Here is a 26,175-nt window from a genome sequence, read left to right on the forward strand (position 1 = left end):
ACCCATGCCGGAGGCGGACATGTCCCTGCTCGATGCCGCGCGCGACGTGCGCGAGAATGCCTATGCGCCCTATTCGAAATTCAAGGTGGGGGCGGCGGTGCGCGGGGCCTCGGGCACGATTTACCGCGGCGTGAACGTGGAAAATGTGGCTTACCCCGAGGGCACCTGTGCCGAGGCGGGCGCCATTGCGGCGATGGTGGCGGCGGGCGAGACCGAACTGGTCGAGGTCGCGGTGATCGCCGACAGCCCCGCGCCGGTGCCGCCCTGCGGCGGCTGCCGGCAGAAGCTGGCCGAATTCGGGCGGGCCGACGTGCCGGTGACGCTGGCCACCACCGCGGGGGCGCGGCTTGACACCACGATCGGCGATCTGCTGCCGGGCCGGTTCGATGCCAGCCACATGGACAATGTCTGATGGATGCCCGCTCGATCATCATGGCGGTGCGGGACGGCGCCGGGCTGTCGCCCGAGGCGGCCCTCTGGTTCGCGCGCGGTCTGGCCGATGGCACGGTGTCCGACGCGCAGGCCGGGGCATTCGCGATGGCGGTTCTGTGCCGCGGCATCGGGCCCGGCGGTCGGGTGGCGCTGACGCAGGCGATGCGGGATTCGGGGCAGGTGGTGCGCTGGGATCTGCCCGGCCCGGTCGTCGACAAGCATTCGACGGGCGGCATCGGCGATTCCGTGTCCCTGCTTCTGGCCCCGGCGCTGGCGGCCTGTGGCGTCTATGTGCCGATGATTTCCGGGCGCGGTCTGGGCCATACCGGCGGCACGCTGGACAAGATGGAGTCCATCCCCGGCTACAAGTCGCTGCCCGGCGTCGCGGTGCTGCGCAAGGTCGTGGCCGAGGTCGGCTGCGCCATCATCGGCGCGACCGAGGAAATCGCCCCGGCCGACAAGCGGCTTTACGGCATCCGCGACATCTCGGGCACGGTCGAAAGCATCGATCTGATCACCGCCTCGATCCTGTCGAAGAAACTGGCGGTCGGGCTTGATGCGCTGGTGCTCGATGTCAAGGTCGGCTCGGGTGCCTTCATGGCGACGGTGGAAGACGCGCAGGCGCTGGCCGAAAGTCTGGTGAAGACGGCGAATGATGCGGGGGTCCGGACCTCGGCCTTGATGACCGACATGAACCAGAGCCTGGGGCAATCGGCGGGCAATGCGCTTGAAGTGCTCGAGGTGATGGAGACGCTGACCGGCACCTCGGTCAACGAGGCGCTTTGGGATGTGACCTCGGCCTTGGGCGGCGAGGTGCTGATGCTGGCGGGCAAGGCGGCAAGTCTGGACGATGGCGCCGCGCGGATCGATGCGGCGATCGAAAGCGGCCGCGCCGCCGAGATCTTCGGGCGGATGGTGGCAGCCTTGGGCGGGCCGGTCGATTTCGTCGAACGCTACCCCGACCGGCTTCCGGCCGCGCCGCTGATCGTGCCGGTGCCCGCGCCGCGGGCGGGCTTTGTCGCCCGGGTGAACGGGCGGGCCCTGGGCGAGGCGGTGGTGCGGCTGGGCGGCGGGCGGCTGGTCGGTTCGGACCGGATCAACCCCTCGGTCGGGCTGACCGGGCAGGCGATGATCGGCGCGGAAATGGCCCGCGGCGAGGCGCTGGCGCTGATCCATGCCCCCGATCAGGCCCGCGCCGATCAGGCGGTGGCGGCGGTTCTGGCAGCCTATCAGATGTCGGAGGATCCGCCCGAGGAACCGCCGCTGATCCATTGCCGGATCGGACCGGAGGAGGTGTGATGGCGCGTGCCTTTCTGATCGTGATGGATTCCGTCGGCATCGGCGGCGCCCCGGATGCGGGGTCTTTCTTCAACGAGGGCCGTCCGGATACCGGGGCGAACACGCTGGCCCATATCGCCGAGGCCTGCGCCGCGGGCCGGGCCGAGGAAGGGCGCTCAGGTCCGCTCAAGCTGCCGCATCTGGATGCGCTGGGCCTTTCGGCGGCGGTGGACCTGGCGAGCGGCACGCGTCCGGCCGGGCTTGGCGCCGTGCCGCAGGGCCTTTGGGGCGCGGCGACGGAAGTTTCGCGCGGCAAGGACACGCCTTCGGGCCATTGGGAGCTGGCAGGCGTGCCCGTGCCTTGGGACTGGCATTACTTCCTTGAAACGCAAGACAGTTTCTCGCCCGATCTGGTCGATTTCGTCGCCCGGGCCGCGGGCACCGAAGGCATTTTGGGCAATTGCCACGCCCCGGGAACCGCGATCATCGAGCGGCTTGGCGCAGAACACCTGCGCACGGGCTGGCCGATCTGCTACACCTCGGCCGACAGCGTCTTCCAGATCGCCGCACATGAGGAAAGCTTCGGGCTCGACCGGCTTTTGCAGCTGTGCCGCGACGTGGCGCCAAGGCTGCATGCGATGAAGGTGGGCCGGGTCATCGCCCGCCCCTTCACCGGCACGCCCGGTGCCTTTCTCCGCACGCCGAACCGGCGCGATTTCGCCATCGAACCGCCCGCGCCGACCCTGCTCGATTGGGTTCAGGGCGCGGGGCGCACCACCCATGCCATCGGCAAGATCGGCGACATCTTTTCCCATCGCGGCATCACCCATCTGCACAAGGGCAAGAATGACGCCGATCTTATGGAGCATCTGATCCGGCTTGGCACTGACGCCGAGGAGGGCAGCCTGACCTTCGCCAATTTCGTCGAATTCGACAGCCTCTGGGGGCATCGGCGCGATGTTGCGGGCTATGCCCGGGCGCTCGAATGGTTCGACGCCTGTCTGGGCCGCTTCCTGCCGACCCTGCGTCCGGGCGATCTGGCGCTTTTCACCGCCGATCACGGCAACGACCCCAGCTGGTCGGGCACCGATCACACCCGCGAACGCGTTCCGGTGCTGGGTCACGGGCTTGGCTTGCGTCCGGTGGGGTTGCTCGCCTATGCCGACATCGGCGCGTCGGTCGCGGCGCATCTGGGCGTGGCCCCGCAAGGGCCCGGCCGCAGTTTTCTTTGAAAGGACAGACCATGGATCAACAGGTCACCGTCGTCGATCACCCGCTGGTGCAGCACAAACTGACGCTGATGCGGGAAAAGGACACCTCCACCGCCTCTTTCCGCCAGCTTCTGCGCGAAATCAGCCTGCTTCTGGCCTATGAGGTCACCCGCGGGCTGGACCTGACCACGAAGCGCATCGAAACGCCGCTCTGCGAAATGGACGCGCCGATCCTTGAGGGCAAGAAACTGGCGCTGATCTCGATCCTGCGGGCGGGGAACGGGCTTCTCGATGGCATTCTGGAGCTGATCCCGGCGGCGCGGGTGGGGTTTGTCGGGCTTTACCGCGATCCCGAAACGCTGCAGCCGGTGCAATATTACTGCAAGGTGCCCGCGGAGCTGGAAGACCGGATGGTGATTGTCGTCGATCCGATGCTGGCGACGGGCAATTCCTCGGCCGCCGCCGTGCAGCTGATGAAGGACAAGGGCGCGAAGAACATCCGCTTCCTGTGCCTTCTGGCCGCGCCCGAGGGGATCGCGCGGATGCGGGCGGCGCATCCGGATGTGCCGATCGTCACGGCCTCGATCGACAGCCATCTGAACGATCACGGCTATATCGTGCCGGGCCTGGGGGATGCGGGCGACCGGATGTTCGGCACCAAATAGCGGCGGGATCGCGCCGGGGGGCGGCGGCCGATTTTCCTTTACTCTGCAACAATTGTGCTGCAGTTTTTCCGAAAGATCATCGGGGGATGGCATGCGGCGGTATGGTTGGTGGGTGGCGGCGACGGCGGTCGCGGCCACGTTGGGCGGTTCGGTCGCCCTGGCAGAGATGGATGTCAACGGCCCGGCCGACGTGCCGCCGCCCTCCTTCAAGGGGCGGCAATATGTCGACAGCGTGGGCTGCGTCTTCGTGCGGGCGGGCTATGGCGGCACGGTGACCTGGGTGCCGCGGGTCGACCGGACGAAAAAGCAGCTTTGCGGCTATCAGCCCAGCCTGCCGCAGGGCGCGCCGGTGGCCGAGGTCGTGACGGCCCCGGCCAAAGCCGCGCCGCCGGTGGCCGTTGCCGCCGCGCCTGCTCCGGCTCCGGCCCCCGCGCCTGCGGTCCGCCCCGCCGGATCGGCCTTTGCGCCGACGCCCTTTGTCGGCAAGCCGATGGAGACGATCGCCACCACCGAGACCCCGCCGCGCATCGGTCTTGGCGCTGCCGCCCGGCCCCCCCTGCCTGCCGCGCCGGTCCGGGTGGCCGCAGTGCCGCCCGCCCCGATCTCGCCGCCCGTCGCCACGGCGGCGCCGTTGCGGTCGGGCTATGTCTCTCCCTATGCGCTGGACGGCGGCTTCGAGGCCGCGGGGACCCCGGTCGCCGCGATTTCTGCCGCAACCCCGGGCCGGGGCAGCGTGCGCTATCACAACACCCTGCCGGTTCCGGTGCGGATCACCGGCACCGAGACGGTGGCGGCCGCTGCGACCGCCTGCCCGGCGGGCATGGCCACGGCGCAGCGTTACCTGCTGTCGGATGGCCGCTCGGTCGTGCGCTGCGGTGGCGCGACCGAGAATCCGGTCGATTTCATCAATGCCGCCGCCGTGCCCGGTCTGGTCGTGGCCGCCTCGGCGCCGATGTCGGGCGGCAGCGGCTATGCCGCCGCGCTGGCGCCGCCGTCCCCCGGGACCGGCACGCCGCAACAGGCCTATGCCGCCGCCAGCCCCTATGCGCTGGGCGGCGGTGTCGCGCCGATGACCGCGCGGCCGGGGTCCAGCGGGACTTCTGTCGGGCCGGTGATGCTGCGCGCGCCCTCGGGGCACAGCACGCTGGCGCCGATCACGGTGGAAACTTCGGTCGGGCCGACCGGCTATGCCCCCGCTTTTGACGACGGGAGGCTCAATCCGTTCCGCGGTCCGCGCACGGCGATGGGCGATGCCGAGCAGGGCGTGATGTGGACGAACCAGGTGCCGTCGCGGCGGGTGACCGAACGCACCCCGCAGCGCCGGCGCATCGTTCCGGCCGAGCCGGCTTACGTCACCGGCCCGACCTATCATGCCCCGGCCTATGCCGCGCCCGATGCGGTCGCCCCGCTGCGGGTGTCGTCGAAATCCGCGCCCGAGGCCGCAGCCCCCGCCGCGCCGCGCTATGTGCAGGTGGGCAGCTTTGCCGTCGCCGGAAATGCCGCCGCCGCCAAGGCGCGTCTGGCCGCGGCCGGGCTGCCGGTGTCTTCGGCGCGGACCGGGCGCGGTCTGACCGTGGTTCTGGCCGGTCCCTTCGCCGATGCGCGGCAGGCGCTGGCCACGGTCCGCAACGCGGGCTTTGCCGAGGGCCTCCTGCGCTGAGCCGGTCCCGCGCAGTCTTTGGGGGCGGTTCGCCGGGCCGCCCCGTTCCGTTTCACGAACAGATGTCCTTCAGCGCCAGCCATTGATCGTCGGCCAGCACCGGCTCGGGCGCGGGGGCGCCGCGGAACGGATCCGCCTCGATCAGACCCAGCGCCGCCTCGCCGGTCGGGTCGATCGCATAGGCATAGGGCGTCGAGGACACGCCCGTCGCGCGAAAGGCTTCGAGCAGGGTTTCCGTCTGCGCCTCGCCATGGGCGATTGCGGGCGGATGCGACAGCACCACCTCGCCATAGCCGCGCAGCCGGTCTGCGGGCAGATCCCCGGTCGTCAGCAGCGTCAGCGCCGCGCCGCTGCCCGCCCAGGCCAGCGCCGCATGCAGCGGGTTTTCCGCCGCCTGCGCCTGCTGCGCCGAGAGGATCGCCCCCGCCGCCACCTCGGGCGTGTCGGGGCCGGTCAGCGTGTCGGTGCCCAGCGCCACCACCCCGCCGGGCAGGATCCGCGCCCCGGTCAGCCCGCGCGGCAGCACCGCGATTTCGGAAATGCCCTGCAACCGCGCCGCCAGCGCCTCCAGCGCGGCATCGCCCTCGGTCGAATGGCAGGCGACGCCGGTCGAGCGTTCCAGATCCCGCAGCACGATCCGGCCGATGTCGGTGCGCTTGGCGGTCGGAACGACCCGGGCCGCCTGATCGACCAGCGCCCCGGGCAGCCAGAGCAGCGCCCCAAGCGCCAGCCCGACCAGAGACAGGCTCCAGCCGATCCGCCGCAGCCGCCCCGGATGCGGGCGCCGGGCTTCGATCACCGCCTGCACCTTTTCGATCGCCTCGACCATCAGCTCGTCGCCGATTTCAAGCTCTTCGCCCGGTTCCTCGGAGGCGCCGTAAACCGCAGGCTTCGCCCCCGGATTGCGCCGGATCAGCGCCGCCAGCGACCAATGCGCCACCGCCCGGTCGGAAAGGTTGTCGCGGATCACCAGTGTCGCATCGCCGAGCGACAGCAGCACCAGCCGCCGCTGCGCCTGCGGCGTGTCCCGCCACAGGCCGTGCGCGGTCAGCATTTCATATTGCGGCAGCGCGGTCATCTTCGCTTCGACTATGGCTGGGGGCCTTCGGACCCTGTTCCGCAAAGAATAGCGAAAGGGGCCCCGGGGTCAATTGCGTGATTCGCCCCCCGTCGCGGTCCGGCCTGTCGTTTTCAAGCCGAATGTCGCCTGCGATGTCGGGATTGGACGCGCCAAGCCGGGGCCGGGCCGTCACACCAAGGGCAGGGACAGGGAGCAGCCGCAATGACGGACAAGAACCACACCGCGCAGGCCGCGGCGGCGATATCGGCCTATGCACTGATCATCGGCTTCACCGACAATTACGTGCGCGTCATCGCCTCGGAAATCGGGCTGTGGCAGTTCCATCTGACGCGCTCGCTGATGGTGGCGGGGCTGCTGGCTTTGGCGGTGCCGCTGTTCCGGCTGGATCTGCGGCCGCGCAACTTTCGCGCCGTCGCCGCGCGCTCGGTCGTGCATGGGGTGGCGATGCTGTGCTATTTCGGCGGGCTTGGCTTTCTGCCGGTGCCGCAGGTGGCGGCGGGGCTGTTCACCGCGCCGATCTTCGTTCTGCTGATCACCCGCTTCTTTTATGGCGAGCGCATCGGTCTGGTCCGCATCCTGGCCGTCGCGGTGGGTTTTGCGGGCATCCTGCTGGTGCTGGGCCCCGAGGCGGCGCGGCTTGGGCCGGCTGCCGCCATCCCGGTTCTGGGCGGCGCGCTTTATGCGCTGGGCAATATCGCCACGCAGCGCTGGTGCCCGGGCGAGGGGGCGGTGACGCTGACGGCCGGGTTCTTTGCCATGCTCGGTGTGCTGGGCGGGGCCGGGCTTTTGCTGCTTGCCCTGTTTCCGATGGCGGGCGAGGGGCCGCTCGCCTTCATCCTGCGCGGGCCTGCGTTGCCGTCGGGCACGGTCTTGTTCTGGGTCTTCGTGCAGGCTTTGGGCTCGCTTGTGGCGGTCAGCCTGATGGTCAAGGGCTATCAGCTGGCCGATGCCACCCGCGCCGCCGTCTTTGAATATGTCGTCCTGCCCGCCGCGGCGCTTTGGGGCTTTCTGCTCTGGGGCGAGGTGCCCGGGCTGCGCGAATGGGCGGGAATGGCGCTGATCTGGCTGGCGGGGGTCGCGATTGTCCTGCGCGGGCGCTAATCTCTCTGCATGATCGTTTCCCCGGGCCGCCGCTTCATCTTTGTCCATATCCCGAAGACCGGGGGCACGGCGCTGGCGCTGGCGCTGGAAGCGCGGGCGAGGGCCGATGACATCCTGGTGGGCGACACGCCGAAGGCGCGGCGGCGCAGGGCGCGGCTTGCGGGCGTCACAACCGCGGGGCGGCTTTGGAAACATGCGACGCTGGCCGACGGGATCGGGCTTTACACCGAGGCCCAGGCGCGGGACTGGTTCACCTTCACCCTCGTGCGCAACCCCTGGGACCGGATGGTCAGCTATTACCACTGGCTGCGGGCGCAAGGCTTTGCCCATCCCGCGGTGACCTTGGCGCAAAGCCTTGATTTCGCGGGCTTCGTGAACCATCCGCAGACCGCCGCCTCGATCGCGGCCACGCCCTATGGCAGCTATCTGCGGCTCGCCGACGGGACCGAGGCCGCCACCGCCTTCTTGCGGCTGGAACATCTGCAGGAAGACGGCGCCGCGCTGGAGGCGCATCTGGGCTTTCGGCTGTTTCCGCTCGCCCGCGCCAATGCCTCCGACCGGCGGGCGGATTGGCGCTTTTATTACGACGACCGCACCGCCGAAGCGGTGGCCCGGATCGCCGCCGCCGATATCGCCCGCTTCGGCTATGCGTTCTGAGCCGCTCAGTCGCGTTTGGTTCAGTCGCGTTTGGTTCAGTCTCGCTCGGGGGCACCGCGCTTGCGCAGATGCGCTTCAAGCTTGCGCAAAAGCAGCGACAGGGTGACGGTCATCGCCAGATAGATCAGCGCGACGACATTATAGGTCTCGAAATAACGGAAATTCCCCGCCGCGGTGACCTTGCCCAGCTGGGTGATGTCGGCCACGCCCAGCACCGACACCAGCGAGCTGTCCTTGACCATCGCCACGAAATCATTGCCCAAGGGCGGCAGAACGGTGCGGAAGGCCTGCGGAAAGACGATCAGCCGGAACCGCAGCCAGCCGCCCAGACCCAGCGCCTTGGCCGCCTCGATCTGGCCGCGCTCGACCGAGATCAGCCCGGCGCGGAACACCTCGGCCAGAAAGGCGGCATAGGCGAGGATCAGCGCCAGCACCGCCCGCGCCAAAAGCGGGAAATCCCGCACTGAAAGCTCCGGCAGCCCCAGCGCGTTCCAGCCCGCGACCAGCGCGGGCACCAAGGCAAAGGCGACGTAAAGCAGAAGCACGATGATCGGCACGCCGCGGATCACCTCGGTGTAAAACCGCGCCAGCTGCCGCCAGATCAGATGGCGCGAGAGCGAGGCGACGGCGAGCAAGAGCCCCAGCACCAGCGCGCCCAGAAAGGCCACCAGCGTCACGAAAATCGTGACGCCGATGCCCTTTGACAGCGTGGCGAAGATCTTCGCATGCAGCGGATCGGCGGCGACCGCCCCGCCCACCCCCAAGGCGGCAACGCCGAGCGCCACCAGCCACCAGGGAAAATCGCGGTCAGGGACGGAACTCATTCCCCCATCTTGTAGTCAAGGAACCATTTCTTGTTCAGCGCCGCGATCGTGCCATCGGCCTTCATCTCGGCGATGGCGGCATTGATCGGCGCCACGAGGTCGGAACCCTTGGGGAAGATGAAGCCGAAATCCTCGGCCCCCAGTTTCTCGCCCACGATCTTCAAGGCGCCGTCCGAGGCCCGGGCATAGCCCTCGCCCGCGGTGGAATCGGTCAGCACAAGATCGACATCGCCGCCGCGCAGCGCCTCGACCCCGGCGCCGAAAGTCTCGAACATCTTGATGCGGGGATTGGCCTCGTTGCCGTCCAGCAGTTCGTAGACGCCGACGTAAAAGGGCGTCGTGCCCGGCTGCGCCGCCATCAGCAGATCGGGATTGGCGGCGAAACTTTTCGCATCGCTGAACCGGCTCTCGTCGCTGCGCACCAGCATGATCATTTCCGACCGCATGTAGGGATCGGAGAAATCCACCGCGGTCTTGCGGTCGTCGCGAATGGTGATGCCGGTCATGCCGATGTCATATTGCCCGGCGGACACGCCGGGGATCATCGCATCCCAGCTCGAATGTTCATAGGTCACGGTCAGGTGCAGCCGCTTTGCCATCTCGGCCATGGCATCATATTCCCAGCCCACCGCCTTGCCGCTGCCGTCGACGAATTGCAGCGGCGGATAGGCATCCTCGGTCACCACGGTGATGGCGCGGCCCGCCAGATCGGGCAATTGCGCAAGGGCAGGCGAGGCGGCCAGCAGGGCGGCGGCAAGCAGGGGCAATTTCATCGGAAAGCTCCGGTTGAGGGGTCGGCCAAAGCTATTCCCGGGGGCGGGGGCTGTCCAGTCTCAGCCGCCGCAGACCGGGCAGGCGGGATCGCGTTTCACCTCGATGGTGCGGTTTTCGCCGTAAAGCGCGTCGATCAGCTGCAGCTTGCCGCGCAGGCTGGTGCCCGCGCCGGTGATCTCCTTGATCGCCTCAGCCGCCGTCATCGTGCCCAGGATGCCGGGCAGGGCCGCCATCACGCCGCCCTCGGCGCAGGTGGGGGCAAGGCCGGGGGCCGGGGCTTTCGGGAACAGACAGGCCAGACAGGGGCCGCCGCTGGCGGGGTGATAGAGGCTGATCTGCCCTTCCCATTGCGAGATCGCGGCCGAAATCAGCGGCTTGCCCGCCGTGACACAGGCGCGGTTGACCAGCTGCCGGGTCTCGAAATCGTCGCAGCCATCCAGCACCAGATCATAACCCGCGATCAGATCCGCGGCGATGTCCTCGGTCAGGCGGCGGTGATAGGGCTTGACGGTGATGAAGGGGTTCAGCGCGGTCAAGGCTGCCGCGGCCGCGAAGACCTTCGGCTTGCCGATGTCATCGTCGCAGTAAAGCACCTGCCGCTGCAGGTTCGAATTGCTGACCGTGTCGTGGTCGATCACGCCCAGCGTGCCGACGCCCGCGGCACTCAGGTACAGCAGCCCGGGCGATCCAAGCCCGCCCGCCCCCACCACCAGCACCCGCGCCGATTTGAGCCGCCGCTGCCCGGTGCCGCCGATCTCGCGCAGAAGCAGGTGGCGGGAATAGCGGCCCAGTTCGGCCTTGGAAAACGGCCCCTCGGCGGGGGCTTCGGGCACCACCGCCCGGGCGCGCAGCCGTGCCAGCGCCCAGCGATAGGCCTGCACCAGCGCCGCCACGACCCCAAGGCCGATCCAGCCGGGCAGGCTGCCGCCGATCAGCGCCGGAAGCGGATGGCCGGGACCCGGAAAGAGCCCATGCACCAGCACGAAGGCGCCCCAAAGGAGTGCAAGCATGCCCCAAACCAGCCCGGCGGGGGCGCGCAGCTTCCAGCCCAGCGCGGCGATCACGGTCAGAAGGATCAGCCCGGTCATCGCTCAGCCCTTGCCGGTGGAGCCAAAGCCGCCCGCGCCGCGCGCGGTCTCGCCCAGATCGGTGGCGGCCTCGTAACGGGCCTGCACCACGGGGGCGATGATCGCCTGCGCCACCCGCTCGCCATGGCGGATCGTATAGGCCTCGGCGCCGAAGTTGATCATCAAGACGCCCAAGGGCCCGCGATAATCGCTGTCGATCGTGCCGGGCCCGTTCGGCATGCCCAGCCCGTGCTTCAATGCCAGCCCGGAGCGCGGCCGGATCTGCATCTCGAACCCTTCGGGGATGGCGACGCGCAGCCCGGTCGGCACGATCGCCCGGCCCATCGGCGCCAGCACGAGCCCGGTGTCGCGGATCTCGGGCGGCAGGTTGGCGCGAATATCCGCCCCGGCGGCGCCATGGGTTTCGTAAGCGGGCAGCGCCACCTCCGGGTCGGCCCAGTCCTCGCGCAGCACCTTGATGATCGGCGTCATGCCTGCCCCTTCCGTTTCTTTCGCGTATTTGGACCAAGAAAAAACCCTTTGCTATTTCTTGGCGCAAATACGCCCTTTCGCCCTGTCAGCTTGCGCCAAGCGCGGTTGCGATGCGCAAAGCCAGCCTGCGGGCCACCTCGTCCTTGCCCATCCGGTCCCAGCTCTCGGCGCCGGTGTCGTCGAGGATCGTCACCGCGTTTTCGCTGCCGCCCATGATGCCCGTGGCCGGGCTGACATCATTCGCCACGATCCAGTCGCAGCCCTTGCGGGCGCGTTTCGCCGCCGCATGGGCCGTCACATTCTCGGTTTCGGCGGCAAAGCCCACGACCAGTTTCGGCCGCCCCGTCACCATCTGCGCGACGGTGGCCAGAATGTCCGGGTTTTCGGCAAAACTCAGCGCGGGCGCCTGCCCCGTGCCGTCCTTCTTCATCTTCTGCAGGCTGGCATTCGCCACCCGCCAATCGGCGACGGCGGCGGCAAAGATCGCCGCCTCGGCGGGCAGGGCGGTCTGCACGGCCAAAAGCATCTCGCGCGCGGTTTCGACCCGCACCACTTTCACGCCCTCGGGCGGCGGCACCGTGGCAGGGCCGGTCACAAAGGTCACATCGGCGCCCAGATCGCGCAAGGCCGTGGCCAGGGCCGTGCCCTGCGCGCCCGAGGAGCGGTTGGCGATGTAGCGCACCGGGTCGATCGGCTCATGCGTCGGCCCCGAGGTCACCAGCACATGCCGCCCCTTCAGCGGCCCCTCTGCCAGCGCGGCGTGAATCGCCGCCAGAATTTCCGCGGGCTCCGCCATCCGGCCCATCCCGTATTCGCCGCAGGCCATGTCGCCTTCGTTCGGGCCGATGGTCAGAACGCCATCCGCCCGCAATTGCCGCAAGTTGCGCTGCGTCGCCGGGTGCTGCCACATCCGCACATTCATCGAGGGCGCGATCAGCACCCGCTTGTCCGTCGCCAGAAGCAGCGTCGAGGCCAGATCGCCCGCCAGCCCCGCCGCCATCTTCGCCATCAGATCGGCGGTCGCGGGCGCCACCACCAGCAGATCGGCGGCGCGGCTGAGCTGGATATGGCCGATCTCGGCTTCATGGGTCAGATCGAAAAGGGCGGTATGCGCGGCCTCGCCCGCCAGCGAGGAAACCGAGAGCGGCGTGACGAATTCCGCCCCGGCTTTCGTCAGAACCGGGGTCACGGCAAAGCCCGCCCCGCGCAAGAGCCGGATCAGTTCCGGCGCTTTCACCGCCGCGATGCCGCCGCCGATGATCAGCAGAATCCGTTTTGTCATGCGCCCCTCCGGTTTTGCCAAGCTGTAGGGCGGGCGGGCGAAGCGCGCAAGTTACCGGAACGCCTGGCAGGGGTCTTCGCGCACCGCCGGATCGGTGACGATCCACAGATCGAAGTGCTGATCGCCCCCGGCCGGGCGTTCCAACTGACCCAGCGAGAGCAGCTTTACCCCCGGATCGGCCCGGGCAATCAGCGCGGGCACGGCGCGGTCGGTCCGGGCATGGCCCGAGCCGGTGATCAGCGCCACCGGCCCGCCCGTGTCCGCCAGCGCCTGCAACGTCGCCTGCGCAAAGGCACCATCGCGCAGCCGCTGCGCCGCGACCATCCCGGGCAGCATTTCGGGCGGGAGCGCGTTGCAGTGATCGGCCTGCGTCTCGGCTTCCAGCTGCGCCTGCAGATCGGCGGGATAGGGCGTGTCGAGGCCGAACCGCGCGGCCTCGGGGAAGACCTGCGCCAGCGGCTCCTTCATCGCGCGGCGCACCTGGTCGCGCGGCAGGGCGGCGCCATAGATCCGCGCCGTGGGAGCGGCGGCAAAGATCGGCGCATAGAGCGCGAAATCCGGCCAGCCCGCAGCCTCCCAGCCCAGAACCTTGGCCAGTTCGTCAGGCTTGCCGATCAGATCGGGGGTCACCTTCGCCGCCTGCGCCGGGTCGAGCATTTCGAAAACCAGCGCCTTGGGCTGCAAGGCCGCCACCGCCGCGGCCTGCGCCAGGTGGTGCGCGGCATTGTCATGCACCTCGCCCAGAACCGCAACCTGCGGCGCCGCGGCAAGGATCCGCGCCGGCAGGTCCGCGGCGGAAATTTCCCCTGCTGCAGCCGGAGCCGCCAGCGACAGGGCCAGAAGAACGCCAGAAATCCTCATGCGAAGAAGCCGATCACCTCTTCCGAGCGGCTTTCCAGCGACTTGCGCATCTTGCTGAAGGCCTGTGCCTCGAGCTGGCGGATCCGTTCCTTCGACAGGCCCAGTTCCTCGCCCAGGCTTTCCAGCGTCCGCGGCTCGTCGATCAGGCGGCGCTGCGCCACGATATAGCGTTCGCGCGCCGAAAGCTGCCCCATCGCCTGACCCAGCCAGTCGCGCATCTTCGCGCCGTCATGGGCTTCGGTCACCCGGGTCTCGGGGCTGCCGCCCTCGTCCTCCAGCGTGTCCACCCATTCTCGGCCGTCCTCGTCATGCGACTGCGGCGCGTTCAGCGACAGATCGGAGCCCGAGAGCCGCCCCTCCATCATCTCGACATCGGCCATGGAAACGCCGATCGAGATCGCCACCTTTTCGCGCAGCTGCGCCCCGTCCAGCACCACCCCCTCGGCCTCGGCCTCGCGCTGGATCTGCGCCTGCACCCGCTTGAGGTTGAAGAACAGCGCCTTTTGCGACGAGGTCGATCCGGTGCGCACCATCGACCAGTTGCGCATCACGAATTCCTGGATCGAGGCCTTGATCCACCAGACCGCATAGGTCGAAAACCGCACGCCGCGATCGGGGTCGAACTTGTCGGCGGCCTTCATCAGGCCCAAGGACGCCTCCTGAATCAGGTCGTTCATCGGCGCCCCGTAGCGGCGGAATTTCGAGGCCATAGAAATCGCCAGCCGCATATAGGCGCTGACAAGGCGGTGCAGGGCCGCCTCGTCGCGGTGATCCCGCCAGGCACGGGCCAGCGCGGCCTCGGTCTCGGCGTCCAGATATTCCGCCCGCATAGCTTGCCGCGGAAGCGTGTCGTCGGTCATTCCATCGAGTGCCATGTCAGTCTCCCCGGGTCTCCCAACCCGCTGTTAGGCGTGCTCACTGCACCTACACTGACAGAAACGATCTGGAATGTCTCCAAGTTGCACTGTGCATCACAAAAAAATCACTGTGCAGGATTAACCATTGCGAAACGGCGCCCGGACCTTAGCATCCCGCGCAAAAGGGAGGCCAAGATGGGTTATGAACTGGCGATCGGGGATCGGTCGTATTCAAGCTGGTCGCTGCGCGGCTGGCTGGTGTTCGCAAAGGCGGGCGTGCCGGTAAAGACCGTCTCGGGGCGGATTTACAGCGATGATTTCAAACGGCTTTTGTCGGAATTCGCGCCCGCGCGGCTGGCCCCTGCGCTGCGGCTGCCCTCGGGTCTGGTGATCGGCGAGACGCTGGCGATTGCCGAAACCATCGCCGAGCGCCACCCCGGGGCCGGGCTTTGGCCCGAAGAGGCCGACGCCCGCGCGATGGCGCGCTGGCTCGCTTCGGAAATGCATGCGGGCTTTGGCGCGTTGCGCAGCCATTGCCCGATGAACCTGCGCGTCAGTTACGAGACCTGCGAGCCCCCCGAAGCGGTTCTGGAAGATCTGGCGCGGATCGAGTCGCTCTGGTCGATGGCGCGGGCGGCTCACGGCGCCGGGGGGCCCTGGCTGTTCGGGCGCTGGTCGCTGGCCGATGCCTTCTTCGCCCCGGTGGCGGCGCGGATTGCGGGCTACAACCTGCCCGTCGGCCCCGAGGCGGCGGATTATGTCGCGACCTGGCTGGCCGATGCCGATTTCCGCGCCTGGCGGGCCGAGGGCCTGGCCGAAGGCCCCGATCAGCCGTTTTACAAGCGCGACTGGCCGACCCGGCCCTGGCCCGGGCCGCAATGATCCGTTAACCCATCCCGCCCGGATCTAGGCTACTGTGCAACCGGGCGGAGAATGGGCATGGTGGCAAGAACTTATACGGTGGCTTTCGAAGGCGTCGAGGCGCGGATCGTCGAGGTGCAATGCGCCCTGGCCGCCGGGATGCCGGCGTTTTCCATCGTCGGCCTGCCCGACAAGGCGGTGTCCGAGGCCCGCGACCGGGTCCGGGCGGCGCTGGCGGCGCTGTCGATCGCGCTGCCGATGCGGCGGATCACCGTCAACCTCTCGCCTGCCGATCTGCCCAAGGAGGGCTCGCATTTCGACCTGCCGATCGCGATTGCGCTTCTGGCCGCGATCGAGATCGTGCCGAAGGAGGAGGTGGAAAGCCTCGTCTCGATCGGGGAACTGGCGCTGGATGGCCGGATCGTGGCGGTGGTCGGCGCGCTGCCCGCGGCGATGGCGGCCGCGGCCGAGGATTGCGCGCTGATCTGTCCGAAATCCTGCGGCGCCGAGGCGGCCTGGGTGGGGGCGACGCAGGTTTTCGCGCCTGCAACCCTGACCGAGGCGCTTCGCCATCTGACCGGGCAGCAGCCGCTGGCCCCCGCGCGTCCGGGCGAGGTGGAGACCCCGCCCGCCGCCCGCGATCTGCGCGACGTCAAGGGGCAGGAACGGGCGAAACGGGCGCTGGAGATCGCCGCGGCCGGGCGGCATCACCTGTTCATGGCGGGCCCGCCCGGCTCGGGCAAGTCGATGCTGGCGGCGCGGCTGCCCGGCATCCTGCCGCCCTTGTCGGCGCTGGAAGCCCTTGAAACCTCGATGGTTCATTCGCTTTCGGGGCTTCTTTCCGAAGGCGGGATTTCGCGCAACCGGCCGTTTCGCGAACCGCATCACACCGCCTCGATGGCGGCAATGATCGGCGGCGGACGGGGGGCAAGGCCCGGAGAGGTCAGCCTTGCGCATAACGGCGTGCTGTTTCTGGACGAGTTTCCCGAATTTCCCCGCCCGGTGCTGGAAACCCTGCGCCAGCCGATCGAGACCGGCGAGGTCGTCGTGGCCCGGGCCAATGCGCATGTCCGCTACCCCTGCCGGTTTTTGCTGGTGGCGGCGGCCAATCCCTGTCGCTGCGGCTATCTGGGCGATCCGGCGCGGGCCTGCGCCCGGGTGCCGCAATGTGGCGCCGATTATCTGGGCCGGATTTCCGGGCCGCTGATGGACCGGTTCGATCTGCGCATCGAGGTTCCGGCGGTCGATTGGCGCGAGCTGGATCTGCCCGCTGCCGGGGACAGCTCCGCCACGGTGGCGGCGCGGGTGGCGGCGGCACGCGAGATTCAAAGCCGCCGTTTCGCCGATCATCCGCAGATCCGGGTCAATGCCGAGGCCGAAGGGGTGGTGCTGGACCAGATCGCCGCCCCCGATGCCGAGGGGCGGGAGTTTCTGGGCAAGGTGGCCGCCCGGTTCGGGCTGACCGCGCGCGGCTATCATCGCGTCTTGCGCACGGCGCGGACGATCGCCGATCTGGACGGATCGGACCCGGTCCGCGCCCCGCATCTGGCCGAGGCGGTCAGCTACCGTCTGACCTTTGCGGCGGCGCGGTAAGAACGCGGGTGACGAAACGGGCCGCATCGCGCAGGGCCTCCCGCGCCTCGGGGATCAGCCCGTCCATCATCTGCCAGGCATGCGGCACCCCGGGCCAAAGCTGCAGCAGCACCTCGGCGCCCGCATGGCGCAGCTTCTCCTCCATCCGCAGCGCATCATCGCTCAGGATCTCGGTCTCGGCGGTCTGCAGCAGCACCGGCGGGCAGCCGGGGAAGGGGGCAAAGATCGGCGAGGCCTCGGGGTCGTCGGCGGGATGGCCCTGCAGATAGAATTGCGCGGCCTCGGGCAGGCGGTGGCCCGCCAGCATCGGATCGGCGGCGGCGTTTGCCCGAACCGAGGGCGAGGCCCCCGTCAGATCGAACCAGGGCGAAAAGGCAAAGGCGCCCGCGGGCGGCGTGCCCTCGGCACAAAGCTTGGAAAGCAGCGCAAAGGCCAGCGCCGCCCCGGCGCTGTCGCCCGAAAGCACAAGGTTTTCAGGCCGGTAGCCCTGTGCGATCAGCGCCTCCCAGACCGCTTCCGCATCGCGCAGCGCGGCCGGAAACGGGTGCTCTGGCGCCAGGCGGTAGCTTGGGGCGATCACCGTGACCCGCGCCAGTTTCGCCAGCCGCGACAGCATCGGCAGATGCGTCTGCGGACTGCCCGCGATGAAGACGCCGCCGTGGAAATGCACCACCGCGGCGCCGTCGCGCGGGACACCCGCCCGGATCGACAGCGCCGCCCGCCCGGCAAGATCAAGCGGCATCGCCACACTGCCCGGCGCGGGACGCAGCGCGATCCGGGTGAAGCGCTCCATCACGTCGCGCAGGTCTGCCGGATCGGTCATCTTCGCCAGCCGCGGCTTGGTGAACAGCCGCAGCCCAAGGGTCACAATCCGCGCGCGCAGGCTCATCTCACAGGCCCCGCTTCGCCTCGATCACCTGCCAGATCTTCTCGGCGACATTGGTGCCGTCGAAGCGTTCCAGCTCCTGAATGCCGGTGGGGGAGGTCACGTTGATCTCGGTCAGCCAGTCGCCGATGACGTCGATGCCGACGAAGATCTGCCCCTTTTCGCGCAGGGTCGGGCCGATGACGGCACAGATTTCGCGTTCGCGGTCGGTCAGCTGCGTGGGCTCGGGGCGGCCGCCCACATGCATGTTCGACCGCGTCTCGCCCGCGGCAGGCACGCGGTTGATCGCGCCGACGGGCTCGCCATCGACCAGAATGATCCGCTTGTCGCCCTTGACCACGGCGGGAACGTATTTCTGCACGATCATCGGCTCGCGGTTGATCGAGGTGAAAAGCTCGTGCAGCGAGGCGAGGTTGCGGTCGTTCGGGTCAAGCCGGAACACCCCCGCGCCGCCGTTGCCGTAAAGCGGCTTCAGGATGACATCGCCATGCTCGGCCTTGAAGTCGCGAATCACTGCCAGATCGCGGGCGATCAGCGTGGGCGGGGTCAGGTCCGGGAAATCGAGAACCAGCAGTTTCTCGGGATAGTTGCGCACCCAGAACGGATCGTTGACGACGAGCGTTTTCGGATGAATGCGATCCAGCAGATGGGTGGTGGTGATATAGCCCATGTCAAAGGGCGGATCCTGGCGCAACCAGACCACATCCATCTCGGCCAGATCGACCTCGGCTTCATCGCCCAGGGTGAAATGGTTGCCCGGCTCGCGCCGGACCACCAGCGGCCAGCCCCGCGCCAGCACCCGCCCCTGCCGATAGATCAGCCGGTCGGGCGTGTAATAGAACAACATATGACCACGCGCCTGCGCCTCAAGCGCGATGCGGAACGTGCTGTCCCCGTCGATGTTGATGGCCGCAATCGGGTCCATCTGGAATGCAACTTTCAAGGCCATGACGCCCCCTTTCGTTGCCTCCTTGATGCCTTGCAGAGGGCCGCGATGCAATGTCGCTAGTCGAACATGTAGGCGTTTTGCAGGATTTCGATCCGCCCGGCCGCATCGACCAGGGCGACGTCGAAACGCATGTCGAGATTGGCGCAATCAGCCCTCGCCGCAACGAATTCTTCCGCCGAAAGACAGATCCGCTCCAGCTGCTTGCGGCTGATCCGTTCGACGGCCCGGGCATGGGTGTCGGCTTTCTTCACCTCGATGAAGATGACCTTGTCCCCTTCGCGGGCGATCAGGTCGATCTCGCCCCCATAACGGCCGCGCCAGCGCTCGGCGGCAATCCGGCCGCCGCCGCGTTGATAGAGGGCGGCCACCTGATGTTCGGCTGCAAGTCCCGCATGATAGGCCAGTGCTCCGCCCATCAGTCTTTCTCCATTGCCAGCGCGCGCTGATAGACCTCCCGCCGGGGCAAACCCAGCATTTCGGCCACTTCCGCTGCCGCGTCCTTCACGCTCAGGCGCTGCAGACGATCCCGCAGCGCGGCTTCGACATCTTCGGGGCCAAACCGCGGCGCCCGGGAGCGGTCGACCAGAACGACGATCTCGCCCTTGATCGGTGCATCGGCGCAGCCCGCCACCAGATCCGCGAGGGTTCCGCGCCGGACCTCCTCGAATCGCTTGGTCAGTTCGCGGCACAGCACCGCTTCCCGATCTGCGCCCAATTCTGAGGCCAGATCGGTTAACATTTCCTTAACGCGCTTGGGCGATTCATAGAAAACAAGCGTCGCCGGCACCTGTGCGAATTCCGCGATCCACTTGCGCCGTGCCTGTGCGGTGTTCGGCGGGAAGCCCGCGAACAGGAACCTGTCCGAGGGCAGGCCCGACACGGTCAGCGCCGCCAGCACCGCCGAGGGGCCGGGGGCGGCAAAAACGCGATGGCCCGCGGCAATCGCGGCGCGGCCGAGCTGAAAGCCCGGATCCGCCACCAGCGGCGTGCCCGCTTCCGAGGCATAGGCCACCGCCTTGCCCTCGGCCAGCGCGGCGAGCAGACGGGGGCGCACCGCTTCGCCGTTGTGATCGTGATAGGCGACGAGCGGCCGACCGGCCAGCGGGATGCCGTGAATGTCCATCAGATGGCGCAGGGTCCGCGTGTCCTCGGCCGCCAGCACCTCGGCCTCGCGCAGAATGTCCAGTCCACGCAGCGTGATGTCCCGCGCCGCGCCGATCGGGGTCGAGACGAAATGCAGCCCCGGCGCGGGTTTGCGGCCTGCGGGCCCGTATTCCTCGAGCGGCGTCACCGGCGGGCCGAGGTCGTCGTCAGGCTCTGTCATCGATCCGCCTACCGTTTCCGAGTCAAGTTTACTTCACGCGGCGAAACGCTTACGGTTCGCCCAATTCCCCCCGCCGGAACGGAGGCCGCTGTCATGTTCGCTGCTTTGCGCACCCCCCGCAACCCCCTGCTGATCTGCGTCACCCTGGTCGCGGCCCTGCTTGTCGCAGCCTGCCAGCCGGGTCCCGGCGGCGGGGGCGGGCCGAGCGTCGAGGCAGGCGCCGCCGTGCCGGTGGCGCTGCTGGTGCCCGCGGGCTCGGGCAATACCGGCGACGAGACCCTGGCCGCCTCGCTCAAGCAGGCGGCGCAGCTGGCAATCTCCGATCTCAACGGCGTGAAGATCGACCTGCGCGTCTACAACACCGGCGCCGGACCCGATCAGGCGGCGGCGATGGCGACGAAGGCCGTGGACGAGGGCGCCAAGATCATCCTTGGCCCGGTCTTTGCCGAATCCGCCAATGCCGCGGGTCTGGCCGTCGCCAGCCGCGGCGTCAGCGTGCTCTCGTTCTCCAACAACACCGACATCGCGGGCGGCAACGTCTTCGTGCTCGGGCCGACCTTCCCCAATACCGCGAACCGGCTCGCCCAATTCGCCAGCGCGCAGGGCAAGCGCAACATCCTGATCGTGCATGACCAGACCCCGGCGGGCACGATCGGCGCGGGCGCGGTGCAATCCGCCGTCGCCCGCTCGGGTGCGGCGGTGGCGGGCATCGCCTCCTATCCGTTCTCGCAGCAGGGCATCATCGAGGCGATGCCGACGATTGCGGGCCGGGTCAAGGCGGGCGGCGTCGATGCGATCTTCCTGACCGCCGATACCGCGGGCGCCCTGCCGCTTCTGGCGCAGATGCTGCCCGACAACGGCGTCAACCCCGGTCAGGTCAAGTTCATCGGCCTGACGCGCTGGGACATTCCCTCGGCGACGCTGGCGCTGCCCGGGCTGCAGGGCGGCTGGTTCGCCATGCCCGATCCGAACCTGAACAGCCGCTTCAAGGAACGCTACGAAACCGCCTTCGGCACCGCGCCGCATCCGATTGCCGGGCTTGCCTATGACGGCATCGCCGCGATCGGCGCGCTGGTGAAATCCGGCCGTCCCGATGCGCTTGGCCGGGCCGCGCTGACCCAGCCCTCGGGCTTTGTCGGCGTCAACGGCATCTTCCGGCTGCGCCCCGATGGCAGCAACGAACGCGGTCTGGCCGTCGCCGAGATCCGCAACGGTCAGGCCGTGGTGATCGACGCCGCCCCGCGTTCCTTCGGCATGGCCGGGTATTGATCCCGGCCTTCCCTCCCCCGCCGAAAGGCCCCAAGGACCATGAGACGCCCGTGAGCGACAGCGCCAGACCCGCCCCGGCAGAGCCCGGGGCGCACCTGCTTTTCGATCTGCCCGCCCTGACCGCGCGGCTTGATGCCAGCCTGCGGGACGCGGACGCCCGCAACATCCGCGCCGAGACCGTCCGCTTTCTTGCGGCCGAGCGCGAGGCCGCCCTGCCGCGCATCATCGCCGATTTCGGCACCCATCCGCGCCGGGCCGGAGAGACCGTCGCCGCCTATGCCGCGATGACCGACGGCCTTGTCCGCGCCGTCTTTCACGTCGCCACCACCCGGCTGCACCCGCTGCAGGCGCCGACCGCGGCCGAGGGGATCTCGGTTCTGGCCGTCGGCGGCTATGGCCGCGCCGAGATGGCGCCCTTTTCCGATGTCGACCTGCTGTTCCTGACGCCCTGGAAGATCACCCCCTGGGCCGAAAGCGTGATCGAGAGCATGCTTTACATGCTCTGGGATCTGAAGCTGAAGGTCGGCCATTCCTCGCGCACGGTGGAAGATTGCATCCGCCTGGGCCGCGAAGACATCACCATCCGCACGGCGCTTTTGGAAAACCGCTATCTTGACGGCGATGCGGCCTTGGCCGAGCGTCTGAACCAGACCCTGCGCAACGATCTGTTCAAGGGCACCGGCCCGGAATTCATCGAGGCGAAACTGGCCGAACGGTCGGAGCGCCACCGCCGTCAGGGCGGGCAGCGCTATGTGCTGGAACCGAACGTCAAGGAAGGCAAGGGCGGCCTGCGCGATCTGCAGACGCTGTACTGGATCGCGAAATATCTGCATGGGGTCAACGACACCGCCGATCTGGTCGGCCTTGGCGTCTTCACCGCCGAGGAATATGCGGTCTTTCAGGAGGCCGAGGATTTCCTTTGGGCGGTGCGCTGCCATCTGCATCTGATCGCCAACCGCGCCTCAGACCAGCTCTCCTTCGACGCGCAGGTCGAGGTGGCCCGGCGCATGGGCTTTGCCGATGCCGCGGGCCGTCGCGGCGTCGAGGTCTTCATGCAGCATTACTTCCGCCATGCCACCCGGGTGGGCGAGCTGACGCGGGTCTTCCTCACCGTGCTGGAGGCGCAGCATGCGAAACCGGCGCCGGTGCTCAAGCGGCTGTTCCGGCGCAAGAAACCGCTGAAAGCGCCGTTCTTTGACGATATTTCCCGCGTCAATGTCGCCGACACCCGGGCCTTTCTGGCCGATCCGCTGAATTTCCTGCGCATCTTCGAGGAAGCCCTGCGCACCAACATGCTGCTGCATCCCGATGCGATGCGGCTGATCGCGGCCAATCTGGACCGGATCGACGACCGCCTGCGCGAGGATCGCGAGGCCGCGCATGTCTTCCTTGATCTGCTGCTCAAGCATGGCAACCCGGAACGGGTGCTGCGGCGGATGAACGAGCTGGGTCTGCTGGCGGCCTATATCCCGGAATTCGAGCCGATCGTGGCGATGATGCAGTTCAACATGTATCACAGCTACACGGTCGACGAGCATACGATCCAGTGCATCTCGACGCTGGCGCAGATCGAGCGGCGCGAGCTGAACGAGGAATTGCCGCTGTCGTCGCATATCCTCGACGAGGGGGTGAACCGCCGCGTGCTTTATGTGGCGCTTTTGCTGCATGACATCGGCAAGGGCCGTCCCGAGGATCACTCGATCCTCGGCGCGCAGATCGCCCGCAAGGTGGCGCCGCGGCTCGGGCTTTCGCCCGAGGACTGCGAGACGGTCGAATGGCTGATCCGCCATCACCTTTTGATGTCGGACGTGGCGCAGAAACGCGACCTGTCGGACCCGCGCACCATTCGCGATTTCGCCAAGCAGGTGAAGACGCGCAAGCGGCTGGATCTTTTGACCGTGCTGACCGTCTGCGACATCCGCGGCGTCGGCCCGAATGTCTGGAACAACTGGAAGGCGACGCTGCTGCGCCGGCTTTATTCCGACACCACCCGGGCGCTGGAACACGGGCTTGAGGCGGTGAACCGCGAGCAGCGCTCGGATGCGGCGAAAAAGGCGCTGCGCGAGGCGCTGTCGGGCTGGGATGCGCGCGACATCCGCGCCGAACTGGGCCGCCATTACGACCCCTATTGGCAGGGGCTGACCACGGGCACCCATGCGATCTTCGCCGAGATGCTGCGCGGCCTTGGCGATGACGAGATCCGCATCGACCTTGACCCCGATCTGGACCATGACGCCACCCGGGCGGCCTTTGCGCTGTCCGATCACCCGGGGATCTTTTCGCGGCTGGCGGGGGCCCTGGCGCTGGTCGGCGCGAATGTGGTCGATGCCCGCACCTATACCTCGAAGGACGGCTATGCGACCGCCGTCTTCTGGGTGCAGGACAGCGAGGGCCACCCCTACGAGGCCACGAAACTGCCGCGCCTGCGGGGCATGATCGAAAAGACGCTGAAGGGCGAGGTGGTGGCGCGTGACGCGCTCAAGGATCGCGACAAGATCAAGAAGCGCGAACGCGAATTCCGCTTTCCGACCCATATCACCTTCGACAACGAGGGATCGGACATCTACACGATCGTCGAGGTCGACACCCGCGACCGGCCCGGGCTGCTTTACGATCTGACGCGCGCGCTGGCCTCGTCGAACATCTATATCGCCTCGGCCGTGATCGCGACCTATGGCGCGCAGGTGGTCGACACCTTTTACGTCAAGGACATGTTCGGCCTGAAGCTGCATTCGGGGCAGCGGCAGGAATCGCTGGAAAAACGGCTGCGCGACGCGATCATCCGCGGCGCCGAACGGGCGGGGCAGGCATGAGCGGGCGGCTGCTGCGCAGCGTCGCGACGCTGGGAAGCTGGACGCTCGTCTCGCGTGTGGCCGGTTTTGCCCGTGACGTGCTGATGGCGGCTTACCTCGGCGCGGGGCCGGTGGCGGATGCCTTCAACATCGCATTCAAGCTTCCCAACATGTTCCGCAGGCTGTTTGCGGAAGGCGCCTTCAACCTCGCCTTCGTGCCGATCTATGCCAAGAAGCTCGAAAGTGGTGAAGATGCGGATGCGTTCGCGCAAAATGCATTCTGGGGGCTTGCGAGCTTCCTGACGCTCTTTGTCGTGATCGGCACCCTGGCGATGCCCTGGCTGGTCTGGGCGCTGGCCTCGGGCTTTGCAGGCGATGCACGGTTCGACATGGCGGTGGATTTCGGCCGCATCACCTTTTGCTACATCGGCTTCATCTCGCTTTTCGCGATGCTCTCGGGCCTGCTCAACGCCCATGGCCGCTTTGCCGAAAGCGGCTTCGTGCCGGTGCTGATGAACCTTGTCTTCATCGCGGCGATGCTGCTGGCGCGGCAGATGGGCTGGGAGATGGGGCAGACGCTTGCCTGGACCGTGCCGATTACCGGCGTCGCGCAGCTTGGCTGGACGCTTTATGCGGCGCGTCGGCTCGGCTTCGTGCCGGGGCTACGTGTGCCGCGCCTCACCCCGGATTTTCGCCGCCTCCTCGTGCTTGCCGGGCCGGCCCTGCTTACGGGCGGCGTGGTACAGATCAACCTGCTTGTCGGCTCGCAGGTCGCTTCGGGCACGGTGGGCGCGGTGTCCTGGCTTGGCTATGCCGACCGGCTTTACCAGTTGCCGCTTGGCGTCGTGGGCATCGCGATCGGCACGGTGCTGTTGCCGGTGCTCTCGCGTCATCTGCGCGCGGGCGAGGATGATCTGGCGCGCGACAGCTTCTCGCGCGGGGCAGAGATGGCCCTCTTTCTCACCCTGCCCGCCGCCGTGGCGCTGGTGGTGATCTCCACCCCGCTGATTTCGGTGCTTTATGACCGCGGCGCCTGGCGGCCCGAGGATACCGTGGCCACCGCCCTGGCGCTGGCCGCCTATGGCCTTGGCCTGCCCGCCTTCGTGCTGCAAAAGGTGCTGCAGCCGCTTTACTACGCGCGCGAGGACAGCCGCCGCCCGTTCCACTATGCGCTGGTTTCGATGGGGGTGAATGCGGCTTTCGCCATCGGCATGATGCCGGTGATGGGTTTTGTCGCCGCAGCGCTGGCGACCACGGTTTCGGGCTGGGTGATGGTCGGCCAGCTCTGGTGGGGGGCGCGCAAGATGGGCGATGCCGCCCGCCCGGATGCAAGGTTCTGGCGCAGGCTGTGGCGGATCGGCCTTGTTTCGGGGCTGATGGGGGCGCAGCTTTGGGTGACGGCCGACTGGCTCGCCCCGCAGCTGGCACAGCCGGGCGGGGTGCGCTGGGGGGCGCTTGGCCTTCTCTGCGGCTCGGGGATCGCGCTTTATTTCGCGCTGGGCGCGGCGCTGGGCGCCTATGGTCTGGGGGAGCTCAAGGGGATGCTGCGCCGCCGCCGCGGCTGATCAGCGCTTGCGCAGCTTGCGCAACAGATGCCGCCAGCCGCCCGGGGCGACGAAGAAGCTGATCGCGAACCCGGCGCCGAAGCCGGAAAATTCCGCGATCCAATCCGGTCCCGTGCCGAACAGCGCGCCAAAGACAAGCTGAATCCCCGCCAGCATCCCGATCAGCGAAAACGCCCGCATCCGGGCCGGATTGCCCGGGCCAAGCCGCATCCACAAGACCCAGGTGAAGGCGCCGATCAGCCCGTAGGCCCCCGGATAGCCGCCGATCAGCATCATCTGCGTGAAGGGCATCAGCGCATAGACGAGCGCGCCGAGCACGGTCGATCCCAGAAACACCGCCGCGACCGCCCAGCCCGGGAACACCTCTCCGACGAATTTGCCGATCGCCAGGATGAAGACCACCACCATCGCCGCATGGGTCAGGCTCAGATGGATGAAGGCATAGCTGACCAGCCGCGCCAGATCCTGCACCGACCATTGCCCGATCTCGGCCATGTGGCGGAAGGTGACCGGATCGAAGCCCAGCTGGCCCAGGATCGCCAGCCGCCAGCCCACCGCCTGCGGCCCCAGGGCGCCGGTGGTGCCCAGTGCGAACAGGATTTCCGTCACGATGATCGGCGCCGCCAGCAGCCACACCACGGGGGGAAGCGGGTTCAGCGGTTGCTCGTCATGGCCGTGGTGCATTGTCCCTCCT

At 68.2% G+C, this 26,175-nt stretch carries 25 protein-coding genes; 12 read left to right on the forward strand and 13 right to left on the reverse strand.

Annotated features, from left to right (window positions below; genetic code table 11):
• Nucleotides 1-19 precede the first annotated feature (19 nt).
• The 5 genes from RCAP_RS02260 to RCAP_RS02280 all read left to right on the forward strand — a co-directional run bounded on the left by RCAP_RS02260 (nucleotide 20) and on the right by RCAP_RS02280 (nucleotide 5,246).
• The gene (locus RCAP_RS02260; protein WP_013066189.1) at nucleotides 20-412 is read left to right on the forward strand and encodes a cytidine deaminase; all 393 of its coding nucleotides are present in this window, start codon (nucleotides 20-22) and stop codon (nucleotides 410-412) included.
• Nucleotides 412-1,731 (forward strand): thymidine phosphorylase, encoded by a 1,320-nt coding sequence (locus tag RCAP_RS02265; protein ID WP_013066190.1) that lies wholly within the window; start codon nucleotides 412-414, stop codon nucleotides 1,729-1,731. Before RCAP_RS02260 ends, RCAP_RS02265 begins: the two co-directional genes overlap by 1 nt.
• Nucleotides 1,731-2,942, forward strand: coding sequence for a phosphopentomutase (locus RCAP_RS02270; protein WP_013066191.1), 1,212 nt, complete (start codon nucleotides 1,731-1,733; stop codon nucleotides 2,940-2,942). Before RCAP_RS02265 ends, RCAP_RS02270 begins: the two co-directional genes overlap by 1 nt.
• 11 nt (nucleotides 2,943-2,953) lie before the next feature.
• A complete protein-coding gene (upp, locus tag RCAP_RS02275) occupies nucleotides 2,954-3,586 on the forward strand; it encodes a uracil phosphoribosyltransferase (RefSeq protein ID WP_013066192.1) in 633 nt (210 codons plus the stop codon).
• 91 nt (nucleotides 3,587-3,677) lie between these two features.
• Nucleotides 3,678-5,246 carry an SPOR domain-containing protein gene (locus tag RCAP_RS02280; RefSeq protein WP_013066193.1) on the forward strand — a complete coding sequence of 523 codons (1,569 nt, stop codon included), beginning with the start codon at nucleotides 3,678-3,680 and terminating at the stop codon, nucleotides 5,244-5,246.
• Nucleotides 5,247-5,298: 52 nt separating this feature from the next.
• On the opposite strand, the gene RCAP_RS02285 is transcribed toward RCAP_RS02280, so the two are convergent.
• On the reverse strand, nucleotides 5,299-6,324 hold the full coding sequence (locus tag RCAP_RS02285) for a hypothetical protein (RefSeq protein WP_013066194.1): 1,026 nt from the start codon (nucleotides 6,322-6,324) through the stop codon (nucleotides 5,299-5,301).
• 204 nt (nucleotides 6,325-6,528) lie between these two features.
• Between RCAP_RS02285 and RCAP_RS02290 the strand changes: the two genes are divergently transcribed.
• Together RCAP_RS02290 and RCAP_RS02295 are read left to right on the forward strand one after the other, a co-directional pair.
• Complete coding sequence (locus tag RCAP_RS02290; RefSeq protein ID WP_013066195.1) at nucleotides 6,529-7,428, forward strand: DMT family transporter; 900 nt, start codon at nucleotides 6,529-6,531, stop codon at nucleotides 7,426-7,428.
• A 9-nt stretch (nucleotides 7,429-7,437) separates the two neighbouring features.
• Entirely contained in the window at nucleotides 7,438-8,085 is a 648-nt protein-coding gene (locus tag RCAP_RS02295) for a sulfotransferase family 2 domain-containing protein (protein WP_013066196.1), read from the forward strand.
• Nucleotides 8,086-8,120: 35 nt separating this feature from the next.
• Here the strand turns inward: RCAP_RS02295 and RCAP_RS02300 are convergent, their stop codons facing one another.
• The 7 genes from RCAP_RS02300 to RCAP_RS02330 all read right to left on the reverse strand — a co-directional run bounded on the left by RCAP_RS02300 (nucleotide 8,121) and on the right by RCAP_RS02330 (nucleotide 14,260).
• The gene (locus tag RCAP_RS02300) at nucleotides 8,121-8,909 is read right to left on the reverse strand and encodes an amino acid ABC transporter permease (protein WP_013066197.1); all 789 of its coding nucleotides are present in this window, start codon (nucleotides 8,907-8,909) and stop codon (nucleotides 8,121-8,123) included.
• Nucleotides 8,906-9,682, reverse strand: coding sequence for a transporter substrate-binding domain-containing protein (locus tag RCAP_RS02305; protein ID WP_013066198.1), 777 nt, complete (start codon nucleotides 9,680-9,682; stop codon nucleotides 8,906-8,908). The genes RCAP_RS02300 and RCAP_RS02305 overlap by 4 nt, the downstream gene beginning before the upstream one ends.
• A gap of 60 nt (nucleotides 9,683-9,742) precedes the next feature.
• Nucleotides 9,743-10,771 carry a HesA/MoeB/ThiF family protein gene (locus tag RCAP_RS02310; RefSeq protein WP_013066199.1) on the reverse strand — a complete coding sequence of 343 codons (1,029 nt, stop codon included), beginning with the start codon at nucleotides 10,769-10,771 and terminating at the stop codon, nucleotides 9,743-9,745.
• A gap of 3 nt (nucleotides 10,772-10,774) precedes the next feature.
• Nucleotides 10,775-11,242, reverse strand: a complete 468-nt coding sequence (gene dut, locus RCAP_RS02315; protein ID WP_013066200.1) for a dUTP diphosphatase — start codon at nucleotides 11,240-11,242, stop codon at nucleotides 10,775-10,777.
• A gap of 85 nt (nucleotides 11,243-11,327) precedes the next feature.
• On the reverse strand, nucleotides 11,328-12,524 hold the full coding sequence (gene coaBC, locus RCAP_RS02320) for a bifunctional phosphopantothenoylcysteine decarboxylase/phosphopantothenate--cysteine ligase CoaBC (RefSeq protein ID WP_013066201.1): 1,197 nt from the start codon (nucleotides 12,522-12,524) through the stop codon (nucleotides 11,328-11,330).
• Nucleotides 12,525-12,575: 51 nt separating this feature from the next.
• On the reverse strand, nucleotides 12,576-13,385 hold the full coding sequence (locus RCAP_RS02325; protein WP_013066202.1) for a ChaN family lipoprotein: 810 nt from the start codon (nucleotides 13,383-13,385) through the stop codon (nucleotides 12,576-12,578).
• Nucleotides 13,382-14,260, reverse strand: a complete 879-nt coding sequence (locus RCAP_RS02330) for an RNA polymerase factor sigma-32 (protein ID WP_013066203.1) — start codon at nucleotides 14,258-14,260, stop codon at nucleotides 13,382-13,384. The genes RCAP_RS02325 and RCAP_RS02330 overlap by 4 nt, the downstream gene beginning before the upstream one ends.
• A gap of 177 nt (nucleotides 14,261-14,437) precedes the next feature.
• Here RCAP_RS02330 and RCAP_RS02335 point away from each other — a divergent pair, with 177 nt between their 5' ends.
• Both RCAP_RS02335 and RCAP_RS02340 read left to right on the forward strand, forming a co-directional pair.
• A complete protein-coding gene (locus tag RCAP_RS02335) occupies nucleotides 14,438-15,124 on the forward strand; it encodes a glutathione S-transferase (protein ID WP_013066204.1) in 687 nt (228 codons plus the stop codon).
• A gap of 57 nt (nucleotides 15,125-15,181) precedes the next feature.
• Complete coding sequence (locus RCAP_RS02340; protein WP_013066205.1) at nucleotides 15,182-16,696, forward strand: YifB family Mg chelatase-like AAA ATPase; 1,515 nt, start codon at nucleotides 15,182-15,184, stop codon at nucleotides 16,694-16,696.
• On the opposite strand, the gene RCAP_RS02345 is transcribed toward RCAP_RS02340, so the two are convergent.
• From RCAP_RS02345 to rsmI, 4 genes are read right to left on the reverse strand one after another with little or no spacing between them, the layout of a single operon-like run.
• Nucleotides 16,662-17,585: an alpha/beta hydrolase gene (locus tag RCAP_RS02345; RefSeq protein ID WP_013066206.1), complete on the reverse strand. Its 924-nt coding sequence runs from the start codon at nucleotides 17,583-17,585 to the stop codon at nucleotides 16,662-16,664. The genes RCAP_RS02340 and RCAP_RS02345 overlap by 35 nt on opposite strands.
• A gap of 1 nt (nucleotide 17,586) precedes the next feature.
• Nucleotides 17,587-18,531, reverse strand: a complete 945-nt coding sequence (gshB, locus tag RCAP_RS02350) for a glutathione synthase (protein ID WP_013066207.1) — start codon at nucleotides 18,529-18,531, stop codon at nucleotides 17,587-17,589.
• Nucleotides 18,532-18,587: 56 nt separating this feature from the next.
• Complete coding sequence (locus RCAP_RS02355; RefSeq protein WP_013066208.1) at nucleotides 18,588-18,947, reverse strand: YraN family protein; 360 nt, start codon at nucleotides 18,945-18,947, stop codon at nucleotides 18,588-18,590.
• A complete protein-coding gene (gene rsmI, locus RCAP_RS02360; RefSeq protein ID WP_013066209.1) occupies nucleotides 18,947-19,855 on the reverse strand; it encodes a 16S rRNA (cytidine(1402)-2'-O)-methyltransferase in 909 nt (302 codons plus the stop codon). Before rsmI ends, RCAP_RS02355 begins: the two co-directional genes overlap by 1 nt.
• Before the next feature lie 93 nt (nucleotides 19,856-19,948).
• Here rsmI and RCAP_RS02365 point away from each other — a divergent pair, with 93 nt between their 5' ends.
• From RCAP_RS02365 to murJ, 3 genes are read left to right on the forward strand one after another with little or no spacing between them, the layout of a single operon-like run.
• Nucleotides 19,949-21,124 (forward strand): penicillin-binding protein activator, encoded by a 1,176-nt coding sequence (locus tag RCAP_RS02365; protein WP_013066210.1) that lies wholly within the window; start codon nucleotides 19,949-19,951, stop codon nucleotides 21,122-21,124.
• A 50-nt stretch (nucleotides 21,125-21,174) separates the two neighbouring features.
• The gene (locus RCAP_RS02370) at nucleotides 21,175-23,937 is read left to right on the forward strand and encodes a [protein-PII] uridylyltransferase (protein ID WP_013066211.1); all 2,763 of its coding nucleotides are present in this window, start codon (nucleotides 21,175-21,177) and stop codon (nucleotides 23,935-23,937) included.
• A complete protein-coding gene (gene murJ / locus RCAP_RS02375; protein ID WP_013066212.1) occupies nucleotides 23,934-25,481 on the forward strand; it encodes a murein biosynthesis integral membrane protein MurJ in 1,548 nt (515 codons plus the stop codon). The genes RCAP_RS02370 and murJ overlap by 4 nt, the downstream gene beginning before the upstream one ends.
• On the opposite strand, the gene RCAP_RS02380 is transcribed toward murJ, so the two are convergent.
• A complete protein-coding gene (locus tag RCAP_RS02380; RefSeq protein WP_013066213.1) occupies nucleotides 25,482-26,165 on the reverse strand; it encodes a rhomboid family intramembrane serine protease in 684 nt (227 codons plus the stop codon).
• Between the last annotated feature and the right edge of the window lie 10 nt (nucleotides 26,166-26,175).

This window comes from Rhodobacter capsulatus SB 1003 (genome assembly GCF_000021865.1).
Classification (GTDB): Bacteria; Pseudomonadota; Alphaproteobacteria; order Rhodobacterales; family Rhodobacteraceae; genus Rhodobacter; species Rhodobacter capsulatus_B.